The organism is Idiomarina piscisalsi, assembly GCF_002211765.1.
In the GTDB taxonomy this organism is placed as follows: domain Bacteria; phylum Pseudomonadota; class Gammaproteobacteria; order Enterobacterales; family Alteromonadaceae; genus Idiomarina; species Idiomarina piscisalsi_A.
Genome location: NZ_CP022133.1, coordinates 1,080,021 through 1,099,876, shown reverse-complemented (window position 1 = coordinate 1,099,876; position 19,856 = coordinate 1,080,021). Strand labels below are relative to the sequence as shown.

Genomic DNA, 19,856 nt, shown 5'->3' with positions numbered 1-19,856 from the left:
GCTTAATTTATCGGTGAGAGACGTCGAACTTACATTAAGCATAGAAGATAATTGATGAAATTGTTAACCAGGCACAGCTTTTGTGACTCAAATAATCAATCGCAGCTAAAAAATGTTATTGAGAGCCTGTCTCAACAGTCTCCAATAAGTTGTGCTGGAATTTAGATAGCAGTTTGTTCAGCATTAATTTCTCGTCCTTAGAGAAGCCCGCCATAACTTCGCCCGCCAGCTGAAACCGTTGCTGTGTCACCGACTCAATCACCGAAAAACCTTTTTGAGTTAACTGAATTGGCTTTGACCTTTGGTCTTTGTCTGCGGCTAAGCGCACAATTAAATCCCGGTCAATTAATCGGTTCAGACATGTCGTCAGTGCCCCAGACGTAATTCTCACCTCTTTCAACAGCTTTGAGGGAGTCACTTTAAAGGGTTGCCCCTGGCGCATCGCGCACGCCAGGACATCGTGCTCTGTCTGACGCAGATCATAAGGTTTTAGGTTTTCCAAACCCACGCGATCAGCATTTGCCCCAGCACCTATTAACTGACCAATAAGCGCCGCATCGGCAACCGGCAACTCCGGGTAAATCGCTTTCCATTCTCTTTCTGCACGTTGCAGTAGCAAAGGCACCTGATTGATCTTATTCATCGTCGACTCCTTACTTTTGCAGCTTTCCCACTAACCAGTTGTCGTTAACGATAATCACCATATGCTCTTGGTTCACTTCAATTTGAACCTCGTTGGTGTACGTTAACCCCAGGATCCCGTTGTCCTTTTGCGCCAATAACTCGTCATTAAGAAACAAACGACCATCAACTTCTTGTAGCGTCATGCTGTTGGTGTCGGTCATTAGGTGTTTATTCAGCTGTCCGGCATCAAACACGTATGTACCAAGAAACGCCTCATAGCGGCTTGGTTTCGCCAGCATACCTTCATCGGGTATGTCGTAATCCATGTCATTGATAATCAAAAACAGTCCTGCCATAAGCTTTAAAATAGGGGTGTTTCCCCAATTGGATGTAACTGCTATAAAGTCGTCAGACTCAGGCGCTCTGACTAAAACGCTTTTTGTGCCATAGCCGCTGCCAGATGCAAACCATAAAATTTGTTCGCCAAATGGTTTAAGCGTCCATCCGTAGCTTGAAAAGTCACCGCCACCCATCTCAACCTGAGGCTTAAACATTAACTGCCTGGTCTTCTCAGAAAGTAATTGATTCTTTTCGAGCGATGTGACAAAGCTATAGAGATCACTCACGGTAGAGTACATGCCACCACCGGCATTCTGACCGAGGTGTTTGGTACGCTGCGCCATTGCCACGCCATTGGTGGTCATTCGGTAAGGTACTGCCTGGCGGGCAACGACACGCTGGCCTACGTAGACTCCGGTATTCGCAAGCCCCAGTGGGTCGATAATGTGGTTATTCATATACGCTGAGAATGGCTCGCCCGATACGTTTTCGATAATACGCCCAAGCAGCGTAATGCCTGAATTTGAATATTCGTAGCGCTCCCCCGGAGAAAATAACAGCGTCTGCTGGTTAATCAGTTGCTTTACTTGCTGTTCGAGCGACAGCTCGTCGTACCATTGAACACCGGATTCACGCGGAAGTCCGCTAGTATGGGTCAATAAATGATGAACAGTAACTTTGTCTTTCCATTCTGTATCCAGTTCCGGAAGATAATTATCTATGCTTTGGTCCAGCCTAATCTTATTACCCTCAACCAGTTGCATAACAGCTACCGCAGTGAAGGCTTTCGATATTGAATTGATAGAAAAACGGTGATTGACGCTATTCTCAATATTGAAACTGCGGTCAGCTAAGCCATAACTTTTTTCAATAAGTGGCTGACCCGCTTTTACAATTTTTACCGTGCCGGAGAATCCGTAGACAGCCTGGTAGGCGCTAGCGAGTGAGTCGAGCCGTTGTTGATAGTCTTCCGTTTTCACTTGCTTTGCTACTGACGATGAACAAAAAGCAATGACCAACGTTAACGCCATGGTGAGTTTATAGAACATAGTTGTCCCTGGTAGTAATTAACATAGCGTCAGTATACTCAGGATTTTATCTTTACATAAAGATAAATTGTAAGAATACGTAACATTGCCATATTAAGTCGATAGGCATTTACTATTGAGAGCGAATAAAATTGAGCGCCAGTTCAAGGCTACTTACTGAATGATCAGGAACAACTCCGCGAGGCTCTTTATTACCGTTAGGCCGAATGATGTGCGCTTTAGGATAGCCTACCCGAATGCCGGTATTATCCAATGTAAAATGCTCCATAGAAGCGTAGGTTGTCGCTAAATCTGCGGTTTCCTCCCCCAATATCGTGCCAAAATCATAGTCCTGAATAATAGCCGCCACCGATACAGCATTACTAAAAGAGCTTTTATCAACAAGCGCGTACACTGCAACTGGCAAATGGGCGATGCTCTTTTCCCTTTCATTGGGTTGCGATAGCTCAAGCGGAAACGATGCTATTTCACCGTTGTTACGACGCTCGTAAAAAGTCTCAAGCTGCTTGTTCAGTGCGCTGGGATTACTGCTGTTAGTCATACGTTCAGTATTGGCTTTGCGCGATAATTGAGACACTTTCACTTTAAAATCAGAAGCAAATTTAAAAGGCTTATCGGCAAACCAAGCAACCATCAAATCACTGAAGGTATTGGAACCGCCGGGATTGTTTCGTAGGTCAATAAGCACAGAATGGACGTTTTTCTCGATAAAGTGCGTAAACGCATTATCGATAAATTGCTCGAATGTCTCGTTATTCCAGGTGTCATTACCTGCATTCGTGTCGATATTATAAAATGGGCCGGGCTTTAGGTAGCCAACGTCATCAATAATCTTAAATTCACGCGGCTTAGATTCTGGCTTCTGATTACTCTGTTTCAGACCATTACGGTGTTGCTCAAAGGCAAGTGTCGGTTGCTCCAACTCGTAAAGCTTATTGTCCGCAGTTCGACGCAAGGTCATTTTATAATTGGATAATTCACCCTCATGCAGCCAAACGTAGGGGGCGAAACCTTCCTCCAACGCGGTATTAGCCAGAAACGCATTATCGGCGGCAATATATTGTTGTAGCTGCTGAACCCAAGAGTAAGCATCGACACCATTAACGGTGAGAATTTCATCACCTACAGCGACGCTTTCGGATATACCGTAGTAATCGTCTACAAAAACCGAGTTTTCTTTTAACGAAATTGATATCGGTAGCAGTTTACCGCCGTTAGATAGGTGAGCCATTAGCAAATCAATCGGGTACTCAATTTTGGTGTGGGCAATATTAGCCAATGCCGTAAAACGCATAAACTGCTTGTGCGCTTCAAGGTGAGTTACCGGTCCATTAACTGATGTCAGCCACGCGTTAAACTCTGATTCAAAAACCGATTTAGGTGTGCGAGCGTAGAGATCATAACTCGCATTCTCCAGGCCGGTATAAAGCTGACGAAAATCAGCTTTTATTTCGTTAGGCGTATACGTTTTATCTACGCCAGCAGACGCAAAAAATGAGAACAGCAACAAAATTGATAAATAAAAAATTTTCATAATAAGCTGACCGTTAGTTAAACAAGACACTACCTTAACCTCAGCCAATGAAACTATCCTGACAAAGTGCTGTTTTTAATCGGACAAAACCCTGACAAAGGCTCTGCAATCATGTTCAGCCTTTAATTTTTGATTAAGGTTTCGGCAGAGTTCAACGGCTTTTCCGTGCTCTCCACTGTCAGCCAATACGCGCGCCAATGCCAAGGTGCTACTTTCATGCAGCGGTGTGTAAAACAATGCTTGTCGATACCAATACTCCGCCTGACCATTAGCGTTATTCTGCCGGTATTGATTGCCGATGAGCTCAGCGACATCGCTTATCCATGGTCGTATTTGTACTTCGTTTTGCGGGTAAGTCTGCTGCATGGCAACAAAAGCTCGTTCAAAATAGTCTATCGCTTTGGTTTTGTCGTTTTGGGCACCTGCAAGCTCACCCAAATTTATGAGTACTGGCCAGGTATTAGGTGATTGCTCCAACGCGCGTTCATAGAAAGTTATCGCCTCATCGAACTTCCCTTGTGCCGATAAAACAAACCCCTTCGCCTTTAATGCGACGCTACTATCGGGCTCTAACTCGACCGCTTTTTCTGCATAACGCATTGCACGGTCTAGTGCGGATTGCGCTTCAGGGCTAGACAACGCCCCCTCACTTAAGCTTTGGGTCAGTGATGTAAATACATGATTGTCGTCGAACCAACGCAGGGTTCGCTGTACAAGAGCATTAGCTAACCCTGCATAAGCATGTGCAGAGTCTGGTTGAACGCCAAGGTGCTGCTCGTAGAGGGTAATCGCCATTTCATTATCGGCAAGCCGCATTTGGTGGTAAAAGTCATCTGCCTGTTGCAATCGTTGAGCGCCAACTTCCTTTTTATTTGTTGGTATTAGCCAGAACAACAAAAGCAAAAGAATAATCAGACAAAGAGCTACGGTGGTAATACGCTGAAACTTTTTGTCTTTAGCTAACGCTTCTGACCTAACAGGGTCTTGGACTTCTTTTCCGCTAATTCTCTCAACGGGAGCTATCAGACGGTATCCGCGCTTGGGCACTGTTTCGATATAACGAGGTGATTTAGCTTGATCTCTGAGTGCCGCACGCAGTCTGGATACGGTTCGGCTAATAGTGTCATCACTGGCATAGCTCCCGGGCCATACTTTATCGATTAACTCTTCTTTTGTGACAACTTGGCCTGCATTTTCAGCCAGAACTGCAAGCATTGAGCACGCTTTCGGCTCAAGCCGAGTCGACTCTTTAGGTTGCTCTGTTGCTTGCGCTCGGCTACACACGCCGCTCGATAGGTCAACAATCCATTCACCCAGTTGTATTGAGTTCAGTTTTTCTACCATAATGCTTATGTTTGTGATGAGTCATTTAGAATACAGAATCAATCGTGGCGCAGCCATTGTTTTGTACAAATTCATACCGTTAGGACATCAGCCATGCCAGATAACTTAAAACTCTACGAAGCCATTATGCTGCTCGCATTGTGCGAAGAAAAAGGCACCATGAGTGGTATGTACGTGGAATACGCCACCGCCGGGGCCATAGCCGCTGAGTTACTAATGTTGCGCCGGATAAAAACTGATGAAGACAATAAAAATAAAGTTGCGGTGCTCGATGACAGCCCTACTGGCGACGCACTGTTGGATGAAGCCCTCACGATGATTACTGAAGCCAAGCGTCCACGAAAACTAAAAGACTGGGTCCATAAGCTTGGCGGTATTAAGAGCCTGAAACATAAAGTTGCACAAGCACTCGCTGATGATGGCATTGTGTCTCATGAAAAAAAGAAAGTGTTGTGGCTATTTGAACGCCAAGTTTACCCGGAAGTTAATCCGCAACCAGAGCAAGAATTGCGTCAGGCCATGCGTGATGCGGTACTAAGTGACAGTGAAGATATTGAGCCTCGCGTCGCTATTGCTGTTGCGTTAGCCAATAGTACCAAGTTGTTGCCGCAGGTATTTAGTAAACAAGAACTCAAAGATCGCAAACAACGCATAAAACAGATAGAAAATGGTGAGCTAGTGTCTAAAGCCGCCAAAGAAGCCGTTCAGGCTATTGAAGCTGCGGTCATGATAGCCGCTATTATGCCCGCCATAACGGCAGCCTCAGCACCTACTTCCGGGGGTTGCTGAGGTATCAGCAACCCTATAGTTTTTTGTTCAGTCTTCAACAAATGTCTCGAGGAACCTTAACGCCAATGGGTTCTTCTCAATGTGTGCGCCAGTCAAACTATTTATTTCGAACCTCAGACCATCAGTATTTCCAAGTGCGACTAACGTTACCCCAGAATCAGGGACTTTTAGTAAAAGCCCGGCATAGGCATCTGGCCACCAACCTCCGTGCCAAACTAATTTATGACCCTGCCAGTTCTGGACGAACCAACAATAGGCATAAGGCATCGGATTACCCTCTTTGTCACTCGCCGGGGACCACATTTTATCCATCAAGTCTTTAGATAAGATACGTCCCTCGTCCAAAGCAATAGAATAATGAGCAAGTGCTTTTGCACTGGCGATTATGCCGGAACTGGCGTTGAGTTCGGTGTTCGGTAATACGGAATTAGCCAGTCCGTCGGACTCTTCCGGCGCATGGCGAAACGGCGGCGCAATATGAGCCAGTACCTCACTGGCAGCCGGATCTCGCCACCCAGCCGCGATACCCTCTAAATCTCCCGCTTCAATAACGTAGTTATTCACCCAATAACGCCAGCTTTTACCCGTATTCTCCTCTACCCAGTTAGACAAGCGGCCGAACACAATAGGGTTATAGAAAAAGCTCATGCCTGGTTCGCCTTGTACCTGGTGTTGAAGCACATGACGCAACGTAATGACTTGGTCACACTGTAAATCAGGTACCCGATAACCGTTATCCAGCGTTCCACCACCAAATATATTGCCGCTTGTTGTCAACCAGTGACAACGTCTGTCCCAGTCACTTAAGGTCGTAAAGTCGGCATCGAGATCGATGTGACCATCTGCTTCCATAGCCAACAAAGTTGCGCCAGTGAATGTCTTTGTAATGGATGCGGCAAGATACGAGGTGTCTTCCGTTGTTGGCTCTTCGGCGTCGTGGTCCTGAAAGCCTATGCTCTCGAGCATAATAATTTCATCGTCTTTTACCACCGCAACGGACAAGCTCGGGATCAGGTTTTCTTTTCTAAACTCTTTTAGGTAAGCCTGAAATGCCTGCATTTTTTCATTCGTAACCTGAGACTGTGCTAGCGCTTCACGTGCTGAAAAACAGGCAAGCGTCGCCAGCAGCAAATAATAAATTATTGCTTTCATGATGGTTCCTTTATTAAGTAACTTTAAATGAGAGGTTTGGCGCTCAGCCGCGTGTGCCGAGAAAAGGAATACTGGGGTAAAAATATTTCTGTGCTTTTATCACAGCGATAACGTTAGCCAGCATTACTATGGCGGTATAAGGGATAACGGCTATAAAGAATAAAAAGCCAAAACCTTCGACACTAAGCAATGCAATAAATGCAAGTGCGTATATGAGTGTCATAGTTATTTGAAAGTTGATAACCGCACGCCCATGAACATCGTACAGCGAGTTGTCTTCACGTTTGTGAATCCAAATGAACAAAGGGCACAAGATATTAAGAAATGGCATCAGAAAGCCAATAAATGGCGATGAGTGCATTAATAGCAGCCACTTAGTCTGAATATTCTCTTCGCGGGGGTCATCTAGCTGCAGCAATTCATCCACATCGACTTCAAGCGCGGCAGCCAGCAGCTTCACCGTTCTTAAATGAGGAGTGACTTCGCCTTTTTCTATGCGCTGGATAGTCCGAACCGTTACTTTTGTTCTATCCGCGAGTTGTTCCTGCGAAAATCCTTTCAGCTTACGTTGATAACTTAAGCGTTCTGCAAATTGGGTATTTTTCATTGTTGTATTCAGCTCTCTTGCCCGATAGTTCGGGTAAAACTTTACCCAGAAACACCGGACATTGTTACGACATTGCCATGTCATGTTGCTGTCATTTGTGTTAATCAATAAAGTACACGACTAATACGACCAATAATATACCGGTTGGGATGCTCATAAACCATAAACCAGAAGTGAAAAAAGCAGTTAGCAGACATGCGCCCAGTATCGAGGCTGACAAAGTAATGGCCCGTCGCTTCTTCCACAGAAATATTCGCCACCTACTTCTTAAACTCAGAAATTCATTCACTGTCCGACACCTTTATTCGCTTTTCCGCTTTTAGTATATGTGTTTTAACGGTACCCAACGGTAGTTCTGTAAGCCCAGTTATTTCTCTATGCGAGTAACCGTACACTCTACTCATAACATAAACGTCGTACTGAACCCGACTTAACGCTTTTGCACTTTTGTTAAAATCAATCAAAACATCAATGTCTGCGGTTTCTTTATATGCCTTTGGTTGCCGAAACAGAGACTCTTTGAGTTTTTCGAAAATCCCCGCTTTTCGGGTGAACTGCTTATATTCGTTTACCGCAATAGAAAATAACCAAGTAGAAAAAGCGGCGTCTAATTGAAACTGACTGATTTTAGTAAAAGCTTTGATATACGTTTCTTGAATGACGTCATCAGCCACTGATTCCTGCATACGGCTCTTTAAAAAGCCTTTCAACTTCGAATGGTACCGGCGAAACAAAACATCAAATGCTGTGTGATCTGCACTTGATTGAATAATGGCAACAAGTTGCTCATCCGAAAGCTGTTTCATTCCAGTTTATTTATCTCGTTCGACGTAAAATAAAATTAGATAAGCGATACCAGCCAAACACGGAAACAAAGCAATTCCATTCAACCCCGTATTTAAATCGAGATTGCCACCGGTTCTGAAATCAACCATAAAAGAGAAGCCCCAAATTGCCAGCGACACAACAAGCAGGAAAATGCCTTTGCGTAAATCATTCTTTGATGAAAAAAATAGGCGCCCTACCACCCTTATAGATTCGGGCTGCATATCGTTATGCTTGTCGACCAGCTGTATAAACCAACGCTTTTTGAGTAATTGATAGGCCAAAATCAGACCTATCAAAATAACAACGGAAGAAAAAAATATTAGTGGCACCGCAATGTCTTGATTACTCATTCTATTACCTTCTGTTCCAGAGCTCTGAGCCTAAATATAACCTTGGTAAAACCTGTTCCATAACCGGTAGCGAATTATCGCCATTCATAAGCAGTACATAACCGTTTTTTGATTTTGGAAAAAACAGCGCTAATGCATTGACGCCAGGGTCTTTCCCCGTATGCAAAACAGCGTACTCACCGTTTTTAAACCCCGATAATATTTCCCAACCTAAACTGAAATATTGTTTTTTTCCAAGCTTACGGCTCTTCGCTACCATTAACGCATATAATTCTGGCATCAACTGCTGTTGCTGGAAAATATACTGCATAAACAAGGTGTAATCACGAGTAGTTGTGATTAAGTTCGCTGCTGCATTCGCTTCGTAGTGCTTATTTAATGGGTAAACGTCCCCATTTTCATCAAAATTATGAGCATAACGACTTTCATCAACTTGCCCATCCCACCAGAAATGTGTGTCATGCATTCCGGCAGGTTCAAATACGTAACGCTTGGCTAGCTGCTCTAGCGGTTGATCAAATTTTCTTTCAAGTGCCTTACGTAAATACTCGAATCCCTCGCCGGAATAACCAAAACCTTTACCGGGTTCGTAATTAAACGTTAGCTTTCCGCTTTTTGACAGACGACGCCAGTTATCAAAACCAGACTCATGTGACAAAATAATTCTTGGTGTTAAAAGGTGCCCCCAGTCATGGTCTTTAATATCAGGATCAACCCAATATTTAGATAACGATTCGTCGAGCGATAGCTTACCTGCATGAACCAGTTTTAACGTCACTAAAGTGACAATCGGTTTAGTTAACGAGGCAACTTTAAATAACGTATTCTCAGGTGCCGGAACTGATCCATTTAACGTTCCAAGTACGTTGGAAGATTTCATCTTCCCATTCTCTAAAACTCCAATGCCTAACGCAGTAACACCCGCTTTCTTCATGGTTTCTAAAAGCGCTTTTTCGTCACTGTCTGGCGATTGGTGGTCATAACTCAGTGCTGATGACAGCTTCCAAGAGCCATTATTTAAAAGCCAGGTATGCGTGAACCTTGCGGTACTGGTGAGAGTCATTTCATTATTCTGTTTTAAATAAAAAGCATGCTCTCCATGTTGAATAGCGCCGTATAAGTCACCATTTTTATAAAGCGGAAAGTTCTTTAAAGACCCGGGGCTTCGCTTTCGGATAGGTTTCAATTTAGAACCTGAACAAATATTTTTCTCGACATTTTTTAAGAAAAGCTCAGCAGTCTGCTGACCACTTTGATCATGATAAAAAACCAAATCATTAGAAATATGCTGTTTTAGGTAATTCATATCACACTCATTGAACGACCGCTGAAAGAAGGTCTCGTCCAACCGCATCATTTCTGTTTCAAAATCCTCAGCACCTTTTGCCAATAACGTGAATGGTAGAGCCAATAATAACCAACTGACGTAATGCATTTTGCTTGTCCTTTTTTACTGAATTGCTACTTAGATGCACGCAGTTGGTTATTTGGATTTAATAAATAATGAGAAAACCTAAAAACTTGAAAAACAAGACTTAAGTTCTACGGTTACTAAGTACTATAGAAAATTCTGCGACAGTGGAGGTTCAGTTATGAACGGCAGCTTTACTTGGAATGCAGACACACTGTTCGTCTTTAGCCTTAACGAGAACCAGCGAGTTTCTTATTGCCCGAATAATATGCAAGGCTTAATGCAAAAGGAAAAAGACGATCTACTACAGCAGCCACTTGATGCGCTTGTTGATAATGATGCCTTACCCGACAAAGTCATTAAAGAAGTCAATACGTCACTTAAGCGTGAAATGCCGTGGAGAGGCATTGTGCCTTTTGTTGTGCCAAATCGCGGAACCGTTTGGTTTGATGTGATTGTACGCGGCATATTTCGTCGCGGGAAAATTACGGGGAGTCAGTGGCTCATGCATCAGGCCGACAGTCACTACGAGCAAGCAGCTAAGCGAGTCTATAAGCGTCAAGGCGGTTGGTTTAATTGGTTAACCAAGCCCTTTAATCATTGGCGTAATAAGCGCAAATGGGCTAAAGAGTTGGCTAACGCCGATGGTTCAACCGCAAAAACTCAACACCGCATATTTGGAGACGGTTCACCCATGGGCAAAGTCATGTATGAGCTTGCACTACGCGAATCATCATTGCTGGCGCTTACCACCCGCTTGGGTGAAGGTAACGACGTGTTAGCGGAAGCCGTTAATTCAACATCTGAAAACGCGTCAAAAACTGCCGACGCCACCGAACAGACGGTTGAGGATATTGAGCAAATTGCTGCTTCTATGGAAGAAATGGGACAGACCGTTGATGAAATTGCCCGCAACGCAAATGACTCTTCAAGTGCGTGCAATGATGTTAGCGACCAAACAAAAAGTGCAGCCGACTTTATCGCTGACAGTAGCAAGAAAATTACTCAGTTGGTGAATGTCGTTAACGAGAGTGCTAAGCAAACTGAACAACTCTCTCGTAATGCCGATTCGGTAAAAGAGGTCAGTGAGAAGATTGATGCTATCGCTGAGCAAACGAACCTGTTGGCATTAAATGCTGCTATTGAAAGTGCCAGAGCCGGTGAGCATGGTCGTGGATTTTCCGTTGTCGCCGATGAAGTGCGCGCCCTTTCTCAGAAGACACAGCAAGCTGTCGACCAAATTGAAGAGACGGTCAACCGTATGACGCAATCAATGACCACTTGGCGTAATAAAATGTACGAACAACGAGATTTGGCTGAGGAATGCGGAGAACTAGGCCGAAAATCTGAGCAACAGGTCTACGAAGTGACGGAAGCCGTAACGGGAATCAATGATCGAATGACGCAAATTGCCGTTGCCGCTGAAGAACATACCAGTGCGGTTTCCGAAGTGAAAGACAGCATGATGTCCATTAACGACAACGTGCGCAGTGCAAATAAACTCACCCGTGATACAGAAGGTGAAGTTAAAGCGATTAAAACCCGCTTGCGCGAGTTTCGATCGCTGGTTGAAGCCTTTGAGGAAGATTAGCTTTTCAGTTCTCCAGAGGACGACTCTATGTGCGCTCGGACGAACCACTGGAACTGCTCGAGCTCTGCTAACTGCCCGGTTAACATGTCTTCTGATACCGGGTCGAGCTCAGCCAGTGTTTCCATCGCTTCCCGGTGATCACCATTGACGCCGTTGTAGACTTTGTCCAGAGCTACTAAATGCTCTGCCACTAACCCTTTGCCTAAAGAGTAATCTTCCCATCTGCGACGCTCTGCAATTGCTTTCGGTGTACCGACAGGAACGCCACCTAACGTCGCTATTCGCTCTGCAATGGTATCGGTCATTTCACGTACAGCTTCGACCTGAGGGTCTAACATTTCATGCACACCAATAAAATTTGGTCCAACAACGTTCCAGTGCACATGTTTTAGTGTCAATTGCAGGTCAAGCAATGCGACTAAGCGATCATCAAGAATTGCTATGACTTTATCCGCCGACTCACTTTTCATTCCCGGTGCTGTAAAGTCTGCAACTTGGCTTGCATTATTGCTACTCATATTGCCTCCTGATTTATTAACGTATCAATTAAGCTTACGCATAAAATACACAGGAAGATCGCTTTGTGACTGCGCGCAGTAAAGGCGAAATAAGACAAGGGCTGGTGCCCGGTGTTGTAGTTCTGTCATGTCAGGGTGTCGAAGGCCATGGATGGCCTTCGTCAAGCTCACACGGACGTGCTAGTAGCGCCCCTGACATAACAGAACTACAACACCCAACCGGCTCTTGGCTTATTCCGCCTTTATTCCTTAGAGAGCAGACACAAAAAACCCGGCGCGAAGGCCGGGTTTTGTTTAAGCGTTGGCGGGATATTACCAGCCAGTTTTCTCTGCAACAGCTTTGCCGATGTCAGCCAAGCTGCGTACAGTTTTCACGCCTGCTGCTTCAAGTGCAGCAAATTTCTCGTCAGCAGTACCTTTACCGCCGGCAATGATGGCACCAGCGTGGCCCATACGTTTTCCTGGAGGAGCAGTAACACCAGCAATGTAAGAAACAACCGGCTTAGACACATTGTTTTTAATGTACTCTGCCGCTTCTTCTTCTGCTGTACCGCCAATTTCACCGATCATAACGATAGCTTCGGTTTCTGGATCTTTTTCGAACAGTTCCAGAATATCGATGAAGTTAGAACCCGGGATAGGGTCGCCACCGATACCAACACAGCTAGACTGACCAAAGCCTGCGTCAGTCGTCTGCTTAACCGCTTCGTACGTCAATGTACCTGAACGTGACACGATACCCACTTTACCTTTCTTGTGGATGTGGCCAGGCATGATACCGATTTTGCACTCGTCCGGAGTGATAACACCCGGGCAGTTTGGACCGATCATGCGCACGCCTTTGTGCGTCAGGTATTCTTTAACGTAAAGCATGTCCAGCGTCGGGATACCTTCAGTAATACAAACAATCAGTTCGATACCAGCGTCTGCTGCTTCGATGATTGAATCCTTACAGAAAGGAGCCGGTACGTAGATAACGGATGCCGTTGCGCCAGTTGCTTCTACCGCTTCTTTTACGGTATTGAATACAGGCAGACCTAAGTGCTCTTGACCACCTTTACCTGGGGTAACACCGCCAACCATTTGCGTACCGTAAGCAATTGCTTGCTCAGAGTGGAAAGTACCCTGACCGCCAGTGAAACCCTGACAGATTACTTTGGTGTTTTTATCGATCAAAATGCTCATTATTGACCTCCTGCCGCAGCAACCACTTTATCGGCAGCATCAGACAAGCTTTCTGCAGCGATAATGTTCAGGCCACTTTCGTTCAATTTCTGTGTACCCAGTTCAGCGTTGTTACCTTCAAGGCGAACAACCACTGGTACTTTAACGCCCACTTCTTCAACCGCGCCGATGATGCCTTCTGCGATCATGTCGCAACGAACGATACCACCGAAAATGTTAACCAATACGGCTTTAACAGAGCTGTCAGACAAGATAATTTTGAACGCTTCAGAAACACGCTCTTTTGTCGCGCCGCCACCAACGTCAAGGAAGTTAGCTGGCTCGCCGCCGCTCAGCTTAACGATGTCCATAGTACCCATCGCCAAACCTGCGCCGTTAACCATACAACCGATGTTACCGTCTAACGCTACGTAGTTCAGTTCCCACTTAGCCGCTTCCGCTTCACGAGAGTCTTCTTGCGACGGATCGTGCATTTCCTGGATTTTCGGCTGACGGTACAATGCGTTGCTGTCGATGCCGACTTTCGCATCCAGGCAGTGCAAGTTGCCTTCGTCAGTGATAACCAACGGGTTAATTTCCAACAGCGCTAAGTCATAAGTTTCAAACATGTTCGCCAAGCCTAAGAAGATTTTGGTGAACTGCTTAACTTGATCTGGCGTTAACCCCAGTTTGAAACCTAATTCGCGACCTTGGTATGGCTGAGGGCCAACCGTTGGGTCAATTTCAACTTTCAGAATTTTCTCTGGCGTTTCTTCAGCAACGGTTTCGATTTCTACACCGCCTTCAGTTGACGCCATGAACACGATTTTACGTGAACCACGGTCAACAACTGCGCCTAAGTAAAGCTCGTCAGCAATGTCAGTGCAGCTTTCAACCAAAATCTTAGCAACCGGTTGACCTTTCTCGTCGGTTTGGAAAGTTACTAAGTTTTTGCCTAACCACTGTTCTGCGAATGCACGAACTTCGTCTAAACTTTTAACCAACTTCACGCCGCCCGCTTTACCGCGACCGCCTGCGTGAACCTGACATTTTACGACCCAAATGTCGCCACCAATACGTTTTGCCGCTTCTACAGCTTCATCAGCTGTGTCGCACGCAAAACCTTCAGATACTGGTAAACCGAACTCTTTAAAGAGTTGCTTACCCTGATACTCATGCAAATTCATGATGCTCTTCCGATTCGTTGAAACAACAAAAGCAGCTTACCTGCTGCCTACCCGAATACCGCGCCGAATTTTAACGTGAACGGCGCAAAATTAACAGCCGCAAGCTAAATTAGCATTGCGGCTGGTTCTCAGCGTCTTTAGATATCCAGGATAAGACGTTGAGGATCTTCTAACAGCTCTTTTACGGTGACTAAGAAGCCAACCGATTCTTTACCATCGATAATACGGTGGTCATAAGAGAGAGCTAAGTACATCATTGGCAAGATTTCAATCTTACCGTCGACAACCATTGGGCGCTCCTGGATTTTATGCATACCCAGAATGGCGCTTTGAGGTGGGTTCAAAATTGGCGTAGATAACAGTGAACCAAAGACACCACCGTTGGTAACCGTAAAGTTACCGCCTTGCATTTCTTCAAGGGTTAATTTGCCGTCACGACCTTTAATGGCCAAGTCGCGAATGCCTTTTTCCATGTCTGCAATTGACATTTTGTCGGTGTCGCGCAGAACGGGGGTTACCAATCCGCGCGGAGTCGAAACTGCAATGCTTACGTCAAAATAGTTGTGATAAACAATGTCATCACCATCGATAGACGCATTTACGTCCGGGAAGCGTTTCAGTGCTTCAGTCACAGCTTTAATATAAAAGCCCATGAAGCCTAAACGTGTGTCGTGCGTTTCTTCAAAGACGTCTTTGTATTTTTTACGCAAGTCCATGATTGGCTTCATGTTGATTTCGTTAAACGTGGTCAACATAGCCGTGTCATTTTTCGCTTGTAACAGACGCTCAGCAATACGCTTACGCAGACGTGTCATTGGTACACGTTTCTGGTCACGGTCGCCTGAAACCGCAGGCTGTGCCGACTGCTGCTTGCTGCTGTCAGAAGACTTAGACGCTGATTTAGAAGAACCTTCTTTTACATGCTTCTCAACGTCTTCTTTCGTGACTCGGCCACCTTTACCTGTGCCTTTAACGTCACTTGGTTTTAAGCCGTGTTCACCTAATAAACGACGTACCGCAGGACCCGCAACTTCGCTGTCACCGCCGTCGTCTTTGCTTTCTGCTGAAGACTCAGATTTGCTGTCGTCTGACTTACTTGAACCGCCATCTGAAGAAGCGCCCGCTTCAACAATACCGATAACGTCATCCGCACCAACCGTTGCGCCTTCGTCGTGTTCAATTTTAACTAACACACCGTCAGCAGGAGCAACGACTTCCAGAACCACTTTGTCGGTTTCAATGTCGACTAAGTTCTGATCGCGCTTAACTTCGTCACCTTCTTTAACGTGCCAAGCTGAAATCGTTGCATCAGAGACCGACTCTGGTAATTGAGGAACGGTCACGTTCATCTTTTCACCTGAGCCTTTCTTCTCAGAAGAATCTGACTCTTTCTTGTCATCCTTCTTGTCGGCCTTTTTGTCAGCTTTTTCGTCGCCGTCGTCTGACTTCTCTTCTTTCTCTGAGTCAGAGCTTTCAGCGCCATCGCCTTCTTCAATTTTGCCGATCACTTCTTCAGCCGTAACAGTTGTACCTTCATCGGCAATAATTTCGCCGAGTACACCGTCCGCTTCTGCGACAACTTCAAGCACTACCTTATCGGTTTCGATGTCCACCAAATTTTGGTCGCGCGACACTTTGTCGCCAGGTTTTACGTGCCACGTTGCGATAGTAGCATCTGCAACAGATTCGGGTAATTGAGGAACTTTAATATCAATCGCCATGGTTCATCTTCACCTATTTAATGGTTAGCGCTTCGTCAACGAGTTTTTGTTGCTGTTTGTTGTGCTCTGATAAATAACCCACCGCTGGAGCCGCTGACGCGTCCCTACCACGATAAGTTAATTGAGCACCGGAAGGTATCGCAGCCCAGAAGTTGTGCTGGCTACTATACCAGGCACCTTGGTTCTGCGGCTCTTCCTGACACCAGACAAAGTCCTTGACGTGTTGATAATCTTGCATGATATCGGCTACTTCTTCCGCAGGGAACGGATATAGCTGTTCGATACGAATAATAGCCACATCGTCTTGTTCACGGTCGCGGCGTTCTTTCAGTAAGTCGTAATACACCTTACCTGAACAAAGCACCACGCGTTTTACTTTTTTCGGATCCAAAGAGTCGATTTCACCAATCGCGTTTTGGAAGCCTGTATTTTCTAACTCGTCCATCTCTGAAATAGCCAGAGGATGACGGAGCAATGATTTTGGCGTCATGACAATTAACGGGCGGCGAACCGGACGTAATTGTTGACGGCGAATCATATGGAATACTTGTGCCGGGGTAGTCGGTACGCACACTGACCAGTTGTGGTCGGCCGAAAGCTGCAAGAAGCGCTCCAGACGCGCTGATGAGTGCTCAGGCCCCTGACCTTCATAGCCATGAGGCAATAACAACGTCAGTCCGCATAAACGACCCCACTTCTGCTCACCAGAACTGAGGAACTGGTCAATAACAACCTGAGCTCCGTTAGCAAAGTCACCGAATTGGGCTTCCCACATAATGAGTGATTTTGGCTCGGCTGTGGCGTAGCCATATTCGAAAGCCATTACGGCTGCTTCTGACAAAACGGAATCATAAATTTCGATTTGCCCCTGGCCCTCTCTAATGTGGTTCAACGGCATATAAGTGCTACCATCTTCCTGGTTATGCAATACCGCATGACGGTGGAAGAAAGTACCTCGGCCGGAATCCTGACCGGTTAGACGAATATGTACGTCCTTATCAACCAAAGTCGCGTACGCCAAGCTCTCTGCAAAGCCCCAATCTAAGGCTTTGTCGCCTTTCGCCATTTTTTGGCGCTCTTGGTAAACCTTCGCAACGCGGGAGTTCAGCTTATGCTCTTCAGGATACTGGGAAATTTTCTCCGCGAGTTCTTTCAGCTTCTTCGCTGATACTTTGTAGTCGTATTCTACGTCCCAGTCATTACCGACATAAGGTGACCAGTCCACCGAGTGCGCCCGCATTGGGCGGTGCTCTTCAACAACCACCTCACCTTTATCTAAGGCATCACGGTAGTCCTGCACCCATTGTTTCGCGTCGTCTTCACTGACTGCGCCTGACTCGTTTAAGCGTTCTGCATACAGCTCGCGCGCTACCGGATGCTTTTTGACTTTCGCGTACATTAACGGCTGCGTTGCGCTTGGCTCGTCCGCTTCGTTATGGCCGTGACGGCGATAACAAACCAAATCAATCACTACGTCACGCTTAAAGGTGTTTCGATAATCGAGCGCTAATTGTGTAACGAAAACAACCGCTTCGGGGTCGTCTGCATTTACGTGGAAAATCGGAGCCTGAACCATTTTCGCAATGTCAGTACAGTATTGTGTCGAACGAGCATCTTCTCGTTTCGATGTGGTGAAACCTACTTGGTTATTCACAACAATGCGCACTGAACCACCGACCTGATACGCTCGGGTCTGCGACATGTTAAACGTTTCTTGTACCACACCCTGACCAGCAATAGCCGAGTCACCATGAATGGTAATCGGCAGGACTTTCTCGCCTACCTTATCGCCTAAGCGATCCATACGAGCACGAACAGAACCGACAACCACTGGATTCACAATTTCTAAGTGTGACGGGTTAAAAGCCAGTGCTAAGTGCACGTCGCCGCCTGGGGTGGCAAAATCTGAAGAGAAGCCCATGTGATACTTAACGTCACCAGAGCCCTTGCTTTCACCATGTTTCCCCGCAAACTCATCAAACAAGTCTTGTGGCTTCTTACCTAAAACGTTAACCAATACGTTCAAACGTCCGCGGTGAGCCATACCAATGACGACTTCTTTTGCGCCCTGCTCGCCTGAGCGAGAAATTAACGCTTTCAGCAGTGGTACTAAGCTGTCGCCACCTTCCAATGAGAAACGCTTCGCGCCCGGGAACTTAGAACCTAAGTATTTCTCCAGACCGTCTGCAGAAATGAGTTCACGCAGAATCTTTTTCTGTTGCTCTTTATCGAACTTCGCTTTACCTAAATTGCCTTCTAGGCGCTGCTGAATCCAACGTTTCTCTTCGGTAGAAACGATGTGCATGTATTCAGCACCGATAGAGCCACAGTAAATGTTCTCAAGAACATTGTGGATGTCTTTAAGCTTCATCGTCTCACTGCCAACCGCCAGCGAGCCTACGTTAAACTCACGATCTAAATCGTCTTTTGATAACTCATGAAAATCGAGAGAAAGGTCAGGAACGGTGTCTTGCTTCCACAATCCAAGCGGGTCGAGGTTAGCGTGTTGATGACCGCGGAAACGATACGCGTTAATCAGCTGCAAGACTTTAACTTGCTTTTGGTCGCTGACCGAGCTGCCGCCACCAGACTGTTTGAGTTTATTCTTCGCTGCTTCGCGGAACTGTTCGCGAACATCACTCATTTTCGTATCTGTTGCCTTGCCATCGCTAGGCAGTGCGTCAAACACCTTACGCCATTCGTCGCTGACAGCGGTTGGATCATCCAGATACGCCTCAAACATTTGCTCAATGTAGGCAACGTTCCCACCGGCTAGATGCGAAGTTTCTAGCCATTCACGCATTACACCGTCTTGCATTGCGTTTCCTTCACCTAAATATGTAAACCGATTTTATAAAAAAATAGCCATCCTTTGTGGGATGGCTATCCACAACATAAACCGTTCAAATTGACACGCAGTGAGTCTTAGACCGCGCGATTCAACAGCATCGATTTAATGTGGCCAATAGCCTTAGTTGGGTTCAACCCTTTTGGACAAACATTGACACAGTTCATAATACCGTGACAACGGAACACGCTGAATGCGTCGTCTAAGTCATCCAAGCGCTCGTTGGTTGCAGTATCACGGCTATCGATTAAGAATCGATACGCGTGCAACAAGCCTGCCGGACCGATGAACTTGTCTGGGTTCCACCAGAACGATGGACATGAAGTTGAACAACATGCACACAAAATACATTCATACAGTCCATCAAGCTTAGCACGCTCTTCTGGAGACTGCAGACGCTCACGAGCTGGTGGCGTTTTTTCGTCGTTAATCAGGTACGGCTTAATTTTCTCGTACTGCTGATAGAACTGGCTCATATCGACAATTAAATCACGAACAACCGGTAAGCCAGGTAACGGACGAATGACAATTTTACTGCCTTTCAGTGCCGATGTTGGCGTGATACACGCCAACCCATTTTTACCATTGATATTCAGGCCGTCAGAACCACAAACGCCTTCACGGCATGAACGCCGGAACGCCAACGACGGATCTTGCTCTTTCAATTTGATAAGCAAGTCCAGCACCATCATGTCTTGGTTTTCTTCCACCTCTAAGGTGTAGTCCTTCATGTACGGTGCGTCATCAACATCCGGGTTGTAACGATAAATCGAAATATTCAATGTTTTCATCGCTTTAAC

18 protein-coding genes are annotated in these 19,856 nt (G+C 45.8%); 2 read left to right on the top strand and 16 right to left on the bottom strand.

Annotated elements, in window-relative coordinates; translation table 11 throughout:
• Window positions 1-115 precede the first annotated feature (115 nt).
• From CEW91_RS05280 to CEW91_RS05265, 4 genes are all read right to left on the bottom strand, one after another.
• Window positions 116-643 (bottom strand): MarR family transcriptional regulator, encoded by a 528-nt coding sequence (locus CEW91_RS05280; protein ID WP_088767988.1) that lies wholly within the window; start codon window positions 641-643, stop codon window positions 116-118.
• Window positions 644-653: 10 nt separating this feature from the next.
• The gene (locus tag CEW91_RS05275) at window positions 654-2,012 is read right to left on the bottom strand and encodes a serine hydrolase domain-containing protein (protein WP_088767987.1); all 1,359 of its coding nucleotides are present in this window, start codon (window positions 2,010-2,012) and stop codon (window positions 654-656) included.
• A gap of 112 nt (window positions 2,013-2,124) precedes the next feature.
• Entirely contained in the window at window positions 2,125-3,546 is a 1,422-nt protein-coding gene (locus CEW91_RS05270; RefSeq protein WP_157776067.1) for a S41 family peptidase, read from the bottom strand.
• Window positions 3,547-3,621: 75 nt separating this feature from the next.
• Window positions 3,622-4,890 (bottom strand): winged helix-turn-helix domain-containing protein, encoded by a 1,269-nt coding sequence (locus tag CEW91_RS05265; RefSeq protein ID WP_088767985.1) that lies wholly within the window; start codon window positions 4,888-4,890, stop codon window positions 3,622-3,624.
• Window positions 4,891-4,983: 93 nt separating this feature from the next.
• On the opposite strand from CEW91_RS05265, the gene CEW91_RS05260 reads away from it, so the two are divergent.
• A complete protein-coding gene (locus CEW91_RS05260) occupies window positions 4,984-5,679 on the top strand; it encodes a GOLPH3/VPS74 family protein (RefSeq protein ID WP_088767984.1) in 696 nt (231 codons plus the stop codon).
• Between the two features lie 27 nt (window positions 5,680-5,706).
• Here the strand turns inward: CEW91_RS05260 and CEW91_RS05255 are convergent, their stop codons facing one another.
• The 6 genes from CEW91_RS05255 to CEW91_RS05235 all read right to left on the bottom strand — a co-directional run bounded on the left by CEW91_RS05255 (window position 5,707) and on the right by CEW91_RS05235 (window position 10,051).
• Window positions 5,707-6,831 carry a serine hydrolase domain-containing protein gene (locus CEW91_RS05255; protein ID WP_088767983.1) on the bottom strand — a complete coding sequence of 375 codons (1,125 nt, stop codon included), beginning with the start codon at window positions 6,829-6,831 and terminating at the stop codon, window positions 5,707-5,709.
• 43 nt (window positions 6,832-6,874) lie between these two features.
• The gene (locus CEW91_RS05250) at window positions 6,875-7,438 is read right to left on the bottom strand and encodes a helix-turn-helix domain-containing protein (protein WP_088767982.1); all 564 of its coding nucleotides are present in this window, start codon (window positions 7,436-7,438) and stop codon (window positions 6,875-6,877) included.
• A 104-nt stretch (window positions 7,439-7,542) separates the two neighbouring features.
• Entirely contained in the window at window positions 7,543-7,698 is a 156-nt protein-coding gene (locus tag CEW91_RS12275; protein ID WP_157776066.1) for a hypothetical protein, read from the bottom strand.
• 21 nt (window positions 7,699-7,719) lie between these two features.
• Window positions 7,720-8,244, bottom strand: coding sequence for an RNA polymerase sigma factor (locus CEW91_RS05245; protein WP_088767981.1), 525 nt, complete (start codon window positions 8,242-8,244; stop codon window positions 7,720-7,722).
• Between the two features lie 6 nt (window positions 8,245-8,250).
• Complete coding sequence (locus CEW91_RS05240) at window positions 8,251-8,616, bottom strand: hypothetical protein (protein ID WP_088767980.1); 366 nt, start codon at window positions 8,614-8,616, stop codon at window positions 8,251-8,253.
• A gap of 4 nt (window positions 8,617-8,620) precedes the next feature.
• Window positions 8,621-10,051: a serine hydrolase domain-containing protein gene (locus CEW91_RS05235; protein WP_088767979.1), complete on the bottom strand. Its 1,431-nt coding sequence runs from the start codon at window positions 10,049-10,051 to the stop codon at window positions 8,621-8,623.
• Between the two features lie 157 nt (window positions 10,052-10,208).
• On the opposite strand from CEW91_RS05235, the gene CEW91_RS05230 reads away from it, so the two are divergent.
• A complete protein-coding gene (locus tag CEW91_RS05230) occupies window positions 10,209-11,618 on the top strand; it encodes a methyl-accepting chemotaxis protein (RefSeq protein WP_088767978.1) in 1,410 nt (469 codons plus the stop codon).
• Here the strand turns inward: CEW91_RS05230 and dps are convergent.
• The 6 genes from dps to CEW91_RS05200 form a co-directional block, all read right to left on the bottom strand.
• A complete protein-coding gene (dps, locus tag CEW91_RS05225; protein ID WP_088767977.1) occupies window positions 11,615-12,136 on the bottom strand; it encodes a DNA starvation/stationary phase protection protein Dps in 522 nt (173 codons plus the stop codon). The genes CEW91_RS05230 and dps overlap by 4 nt on opposite strands.
• A gap of 312 nt (window positions 12,137-12,448) precedes the next feature.
• Window positions 12,449-13,321, bottom strand: a complete 873-nt coding sequence (gene sucD / locus CEW91_RS05220) for a succinate--CoA ligase subunit alpha (RefSeq protein WP_053952366.1) — start codon at window positions 13,319-13,321, stop codon at window positions 12,449-12,451.
• The gene (gene sucC / locus CEW91_RS05215; RefSeq protein ID WP_088767976.1) at window positions 13,321-14,487 is read right to left on the bottom strand and encodes an ADP-forming succinate--CoA ligase subunit beta; all 1,167 of its coding nucleotides are present in this window, start codon (window positions 14,485-14,487) and stop codon (window positions 13,321-13,323) included. The genes sucD and sucC overlap by 1 nt, the downstream gene beginning before the upstream one ends.
• 137 nt (window positions 14,488-14,624) lie before the next feature.
• Window positions 14,625-16,208, bottom strand: a complete 1,584-nt coding sequence (odhB, locus tag CEW91_RS05210; protein ID WP_088767975.1) for a 2-oxoglutarate dehydrogenase complex dihydrolipoyllysine-residue succinyltransferase — start codon at window positions 16,206-16,208, stop codon at window positions 14,625-14,627.
• A gap of 13 nt (window positions 16,209-16,221) precedes the next feature.
• On the bottom strand, window positions 16,222-19,026 hold the full coding sequence (gene sucA, locus CEW91_RS05205) for a 2-oxoglutarate dehydrogenase E1 component (RefSeq protein ID WP_088767974.1): 2,805 nt from the start codon (window positions 19,024-19,026) through the stop codon (window positions 16,222-16,224).
• Between the two features lie 107 nt (window positions 19,027-19,133).
• Window positions 19,134-19,847: a succinate dehydrogenase iron-sulfur subunit gene (locus CEW91_RS05200; RefSeq protein WP_088767973.1), complete on the bottom strand. Its 714-nt coding sequence runs from the start codon at window positions 19,845-19,847 to the stop codon at window positions 19,134-19,136.
• Window positions 19,848-19,856: the final 9 nt, after the last annotated feature.

Coding starts and splice junctions, on each gene's coding strand:
- CEW91_RS05275 (WP_088767987.1), bottom strand. CDS start 2,012: ATGTTCTATAAACTCACCATGGCGTTAACGTTGGTCATTGCTTTTTGT.
- CEW91_RS05280 (WP_088767988.1), bottom strand. CDS start 643: ATGAATAAGATCAATCAGGTGCCTTTGCTACTGCAACGTGCAGAAAGA.
- sucA (WP_088767974.1), bottom strand. CDS start 19,026: ATGCAAGACGGTGTAATGCGTGAATGGCTAGAAACTTCGCATCTAGCC.
- CEW91_RS05240 (WP_088767980.1), bottom strand. CDS start 8,616: ATGAGTAATCAAGACATTGCGGTGCCACTAATATTTTTTTCTTCCGTT.
- sucD (WP_053952366.1), bottom strand. CDS start 13,321: ATGAGCATTTTGATCGATAAAAACACCAAAGTAATCTGTCAGGGTTTC.
- CEW91_RS05250 (WP_088767982.1), bottom strand. CDS start 7,438: ATGAAAAATACCCAATTTGCAGAACGCTTAAGTTATCAACGTAAGCTG.
- CEW91_RS05235 (WP_088767979.1), bottom strand. CDS start 10,051: ATGCATTACGTCAGTTGGTTATTATTGGCTCTACCATTCACGTTATTG.
- CEW91_RS05230 (WP_088767978.1), top strand. CDS start 10,209: ATGAACGGCAGCTTTACTTGGAATGCAGACACACTGTTCGTCTTTAGC.
- CEW91_RS05255 (WP_088767983.1), bottom strand. CDS start 6,831: ATGAAAGCAATAATTTATTATTTGCTGCTGGCGACGCTTGCCTGTTTT.
- odhB (WP_088767975.1), bottom strand. CDS start 16,208: ATGGCGATTGATATTAAAGTTCCTCAATTACCCGAATCTGTTGCAGAT.
- sucC (WP_088767976.1), bottom strand. CDS start 14,487: ATGAATTTGCATGAGTATCAGGGTAAGCAACTCTTTAAAGAGTTCGGT.
- dps (WP_088767977.1), bottom strand. CDS start 12,136: ATGAGTAGCAATAATGCAAGCCAAGTTGCAGACTTTACAGCACCGGGA.
- CEW91_RS05270 (WP_157776067.1), bottom strand. CDS start 3,546: ATGAAAATTTTTTATTTATCAATTTTGTTGCTGTTCTCATTTTTTGCG.
- CEW91_RS05245 (WP_088767981.1), bottom strand. CDS start 8,244: ATGAAACAGCTTTCGGATGAGCAACTTGTTGCCATTATTCAATCAAGT.
- CEW91_RS05200 (WP_088767973.1), bottom strand. CDS start 19,847: ATGAAAACATTGAATATTTCGATTTATCGTTACAACCCGGATGTTGAT.
- CEW91_RS05260 (WP_088767984.1), top strand. CDS start 4,984: ATGCCAGATAACTTAAAACTCTACGAAGCCATTATGCTGCTCGCATTG.
- CEW91_RS05265 (WP_088767985.1), bottom strand. CDS start 4,890: ATGGTAGAAAAACTGAACTCAATACAACTGGGTGAATGGATTGTTGAC.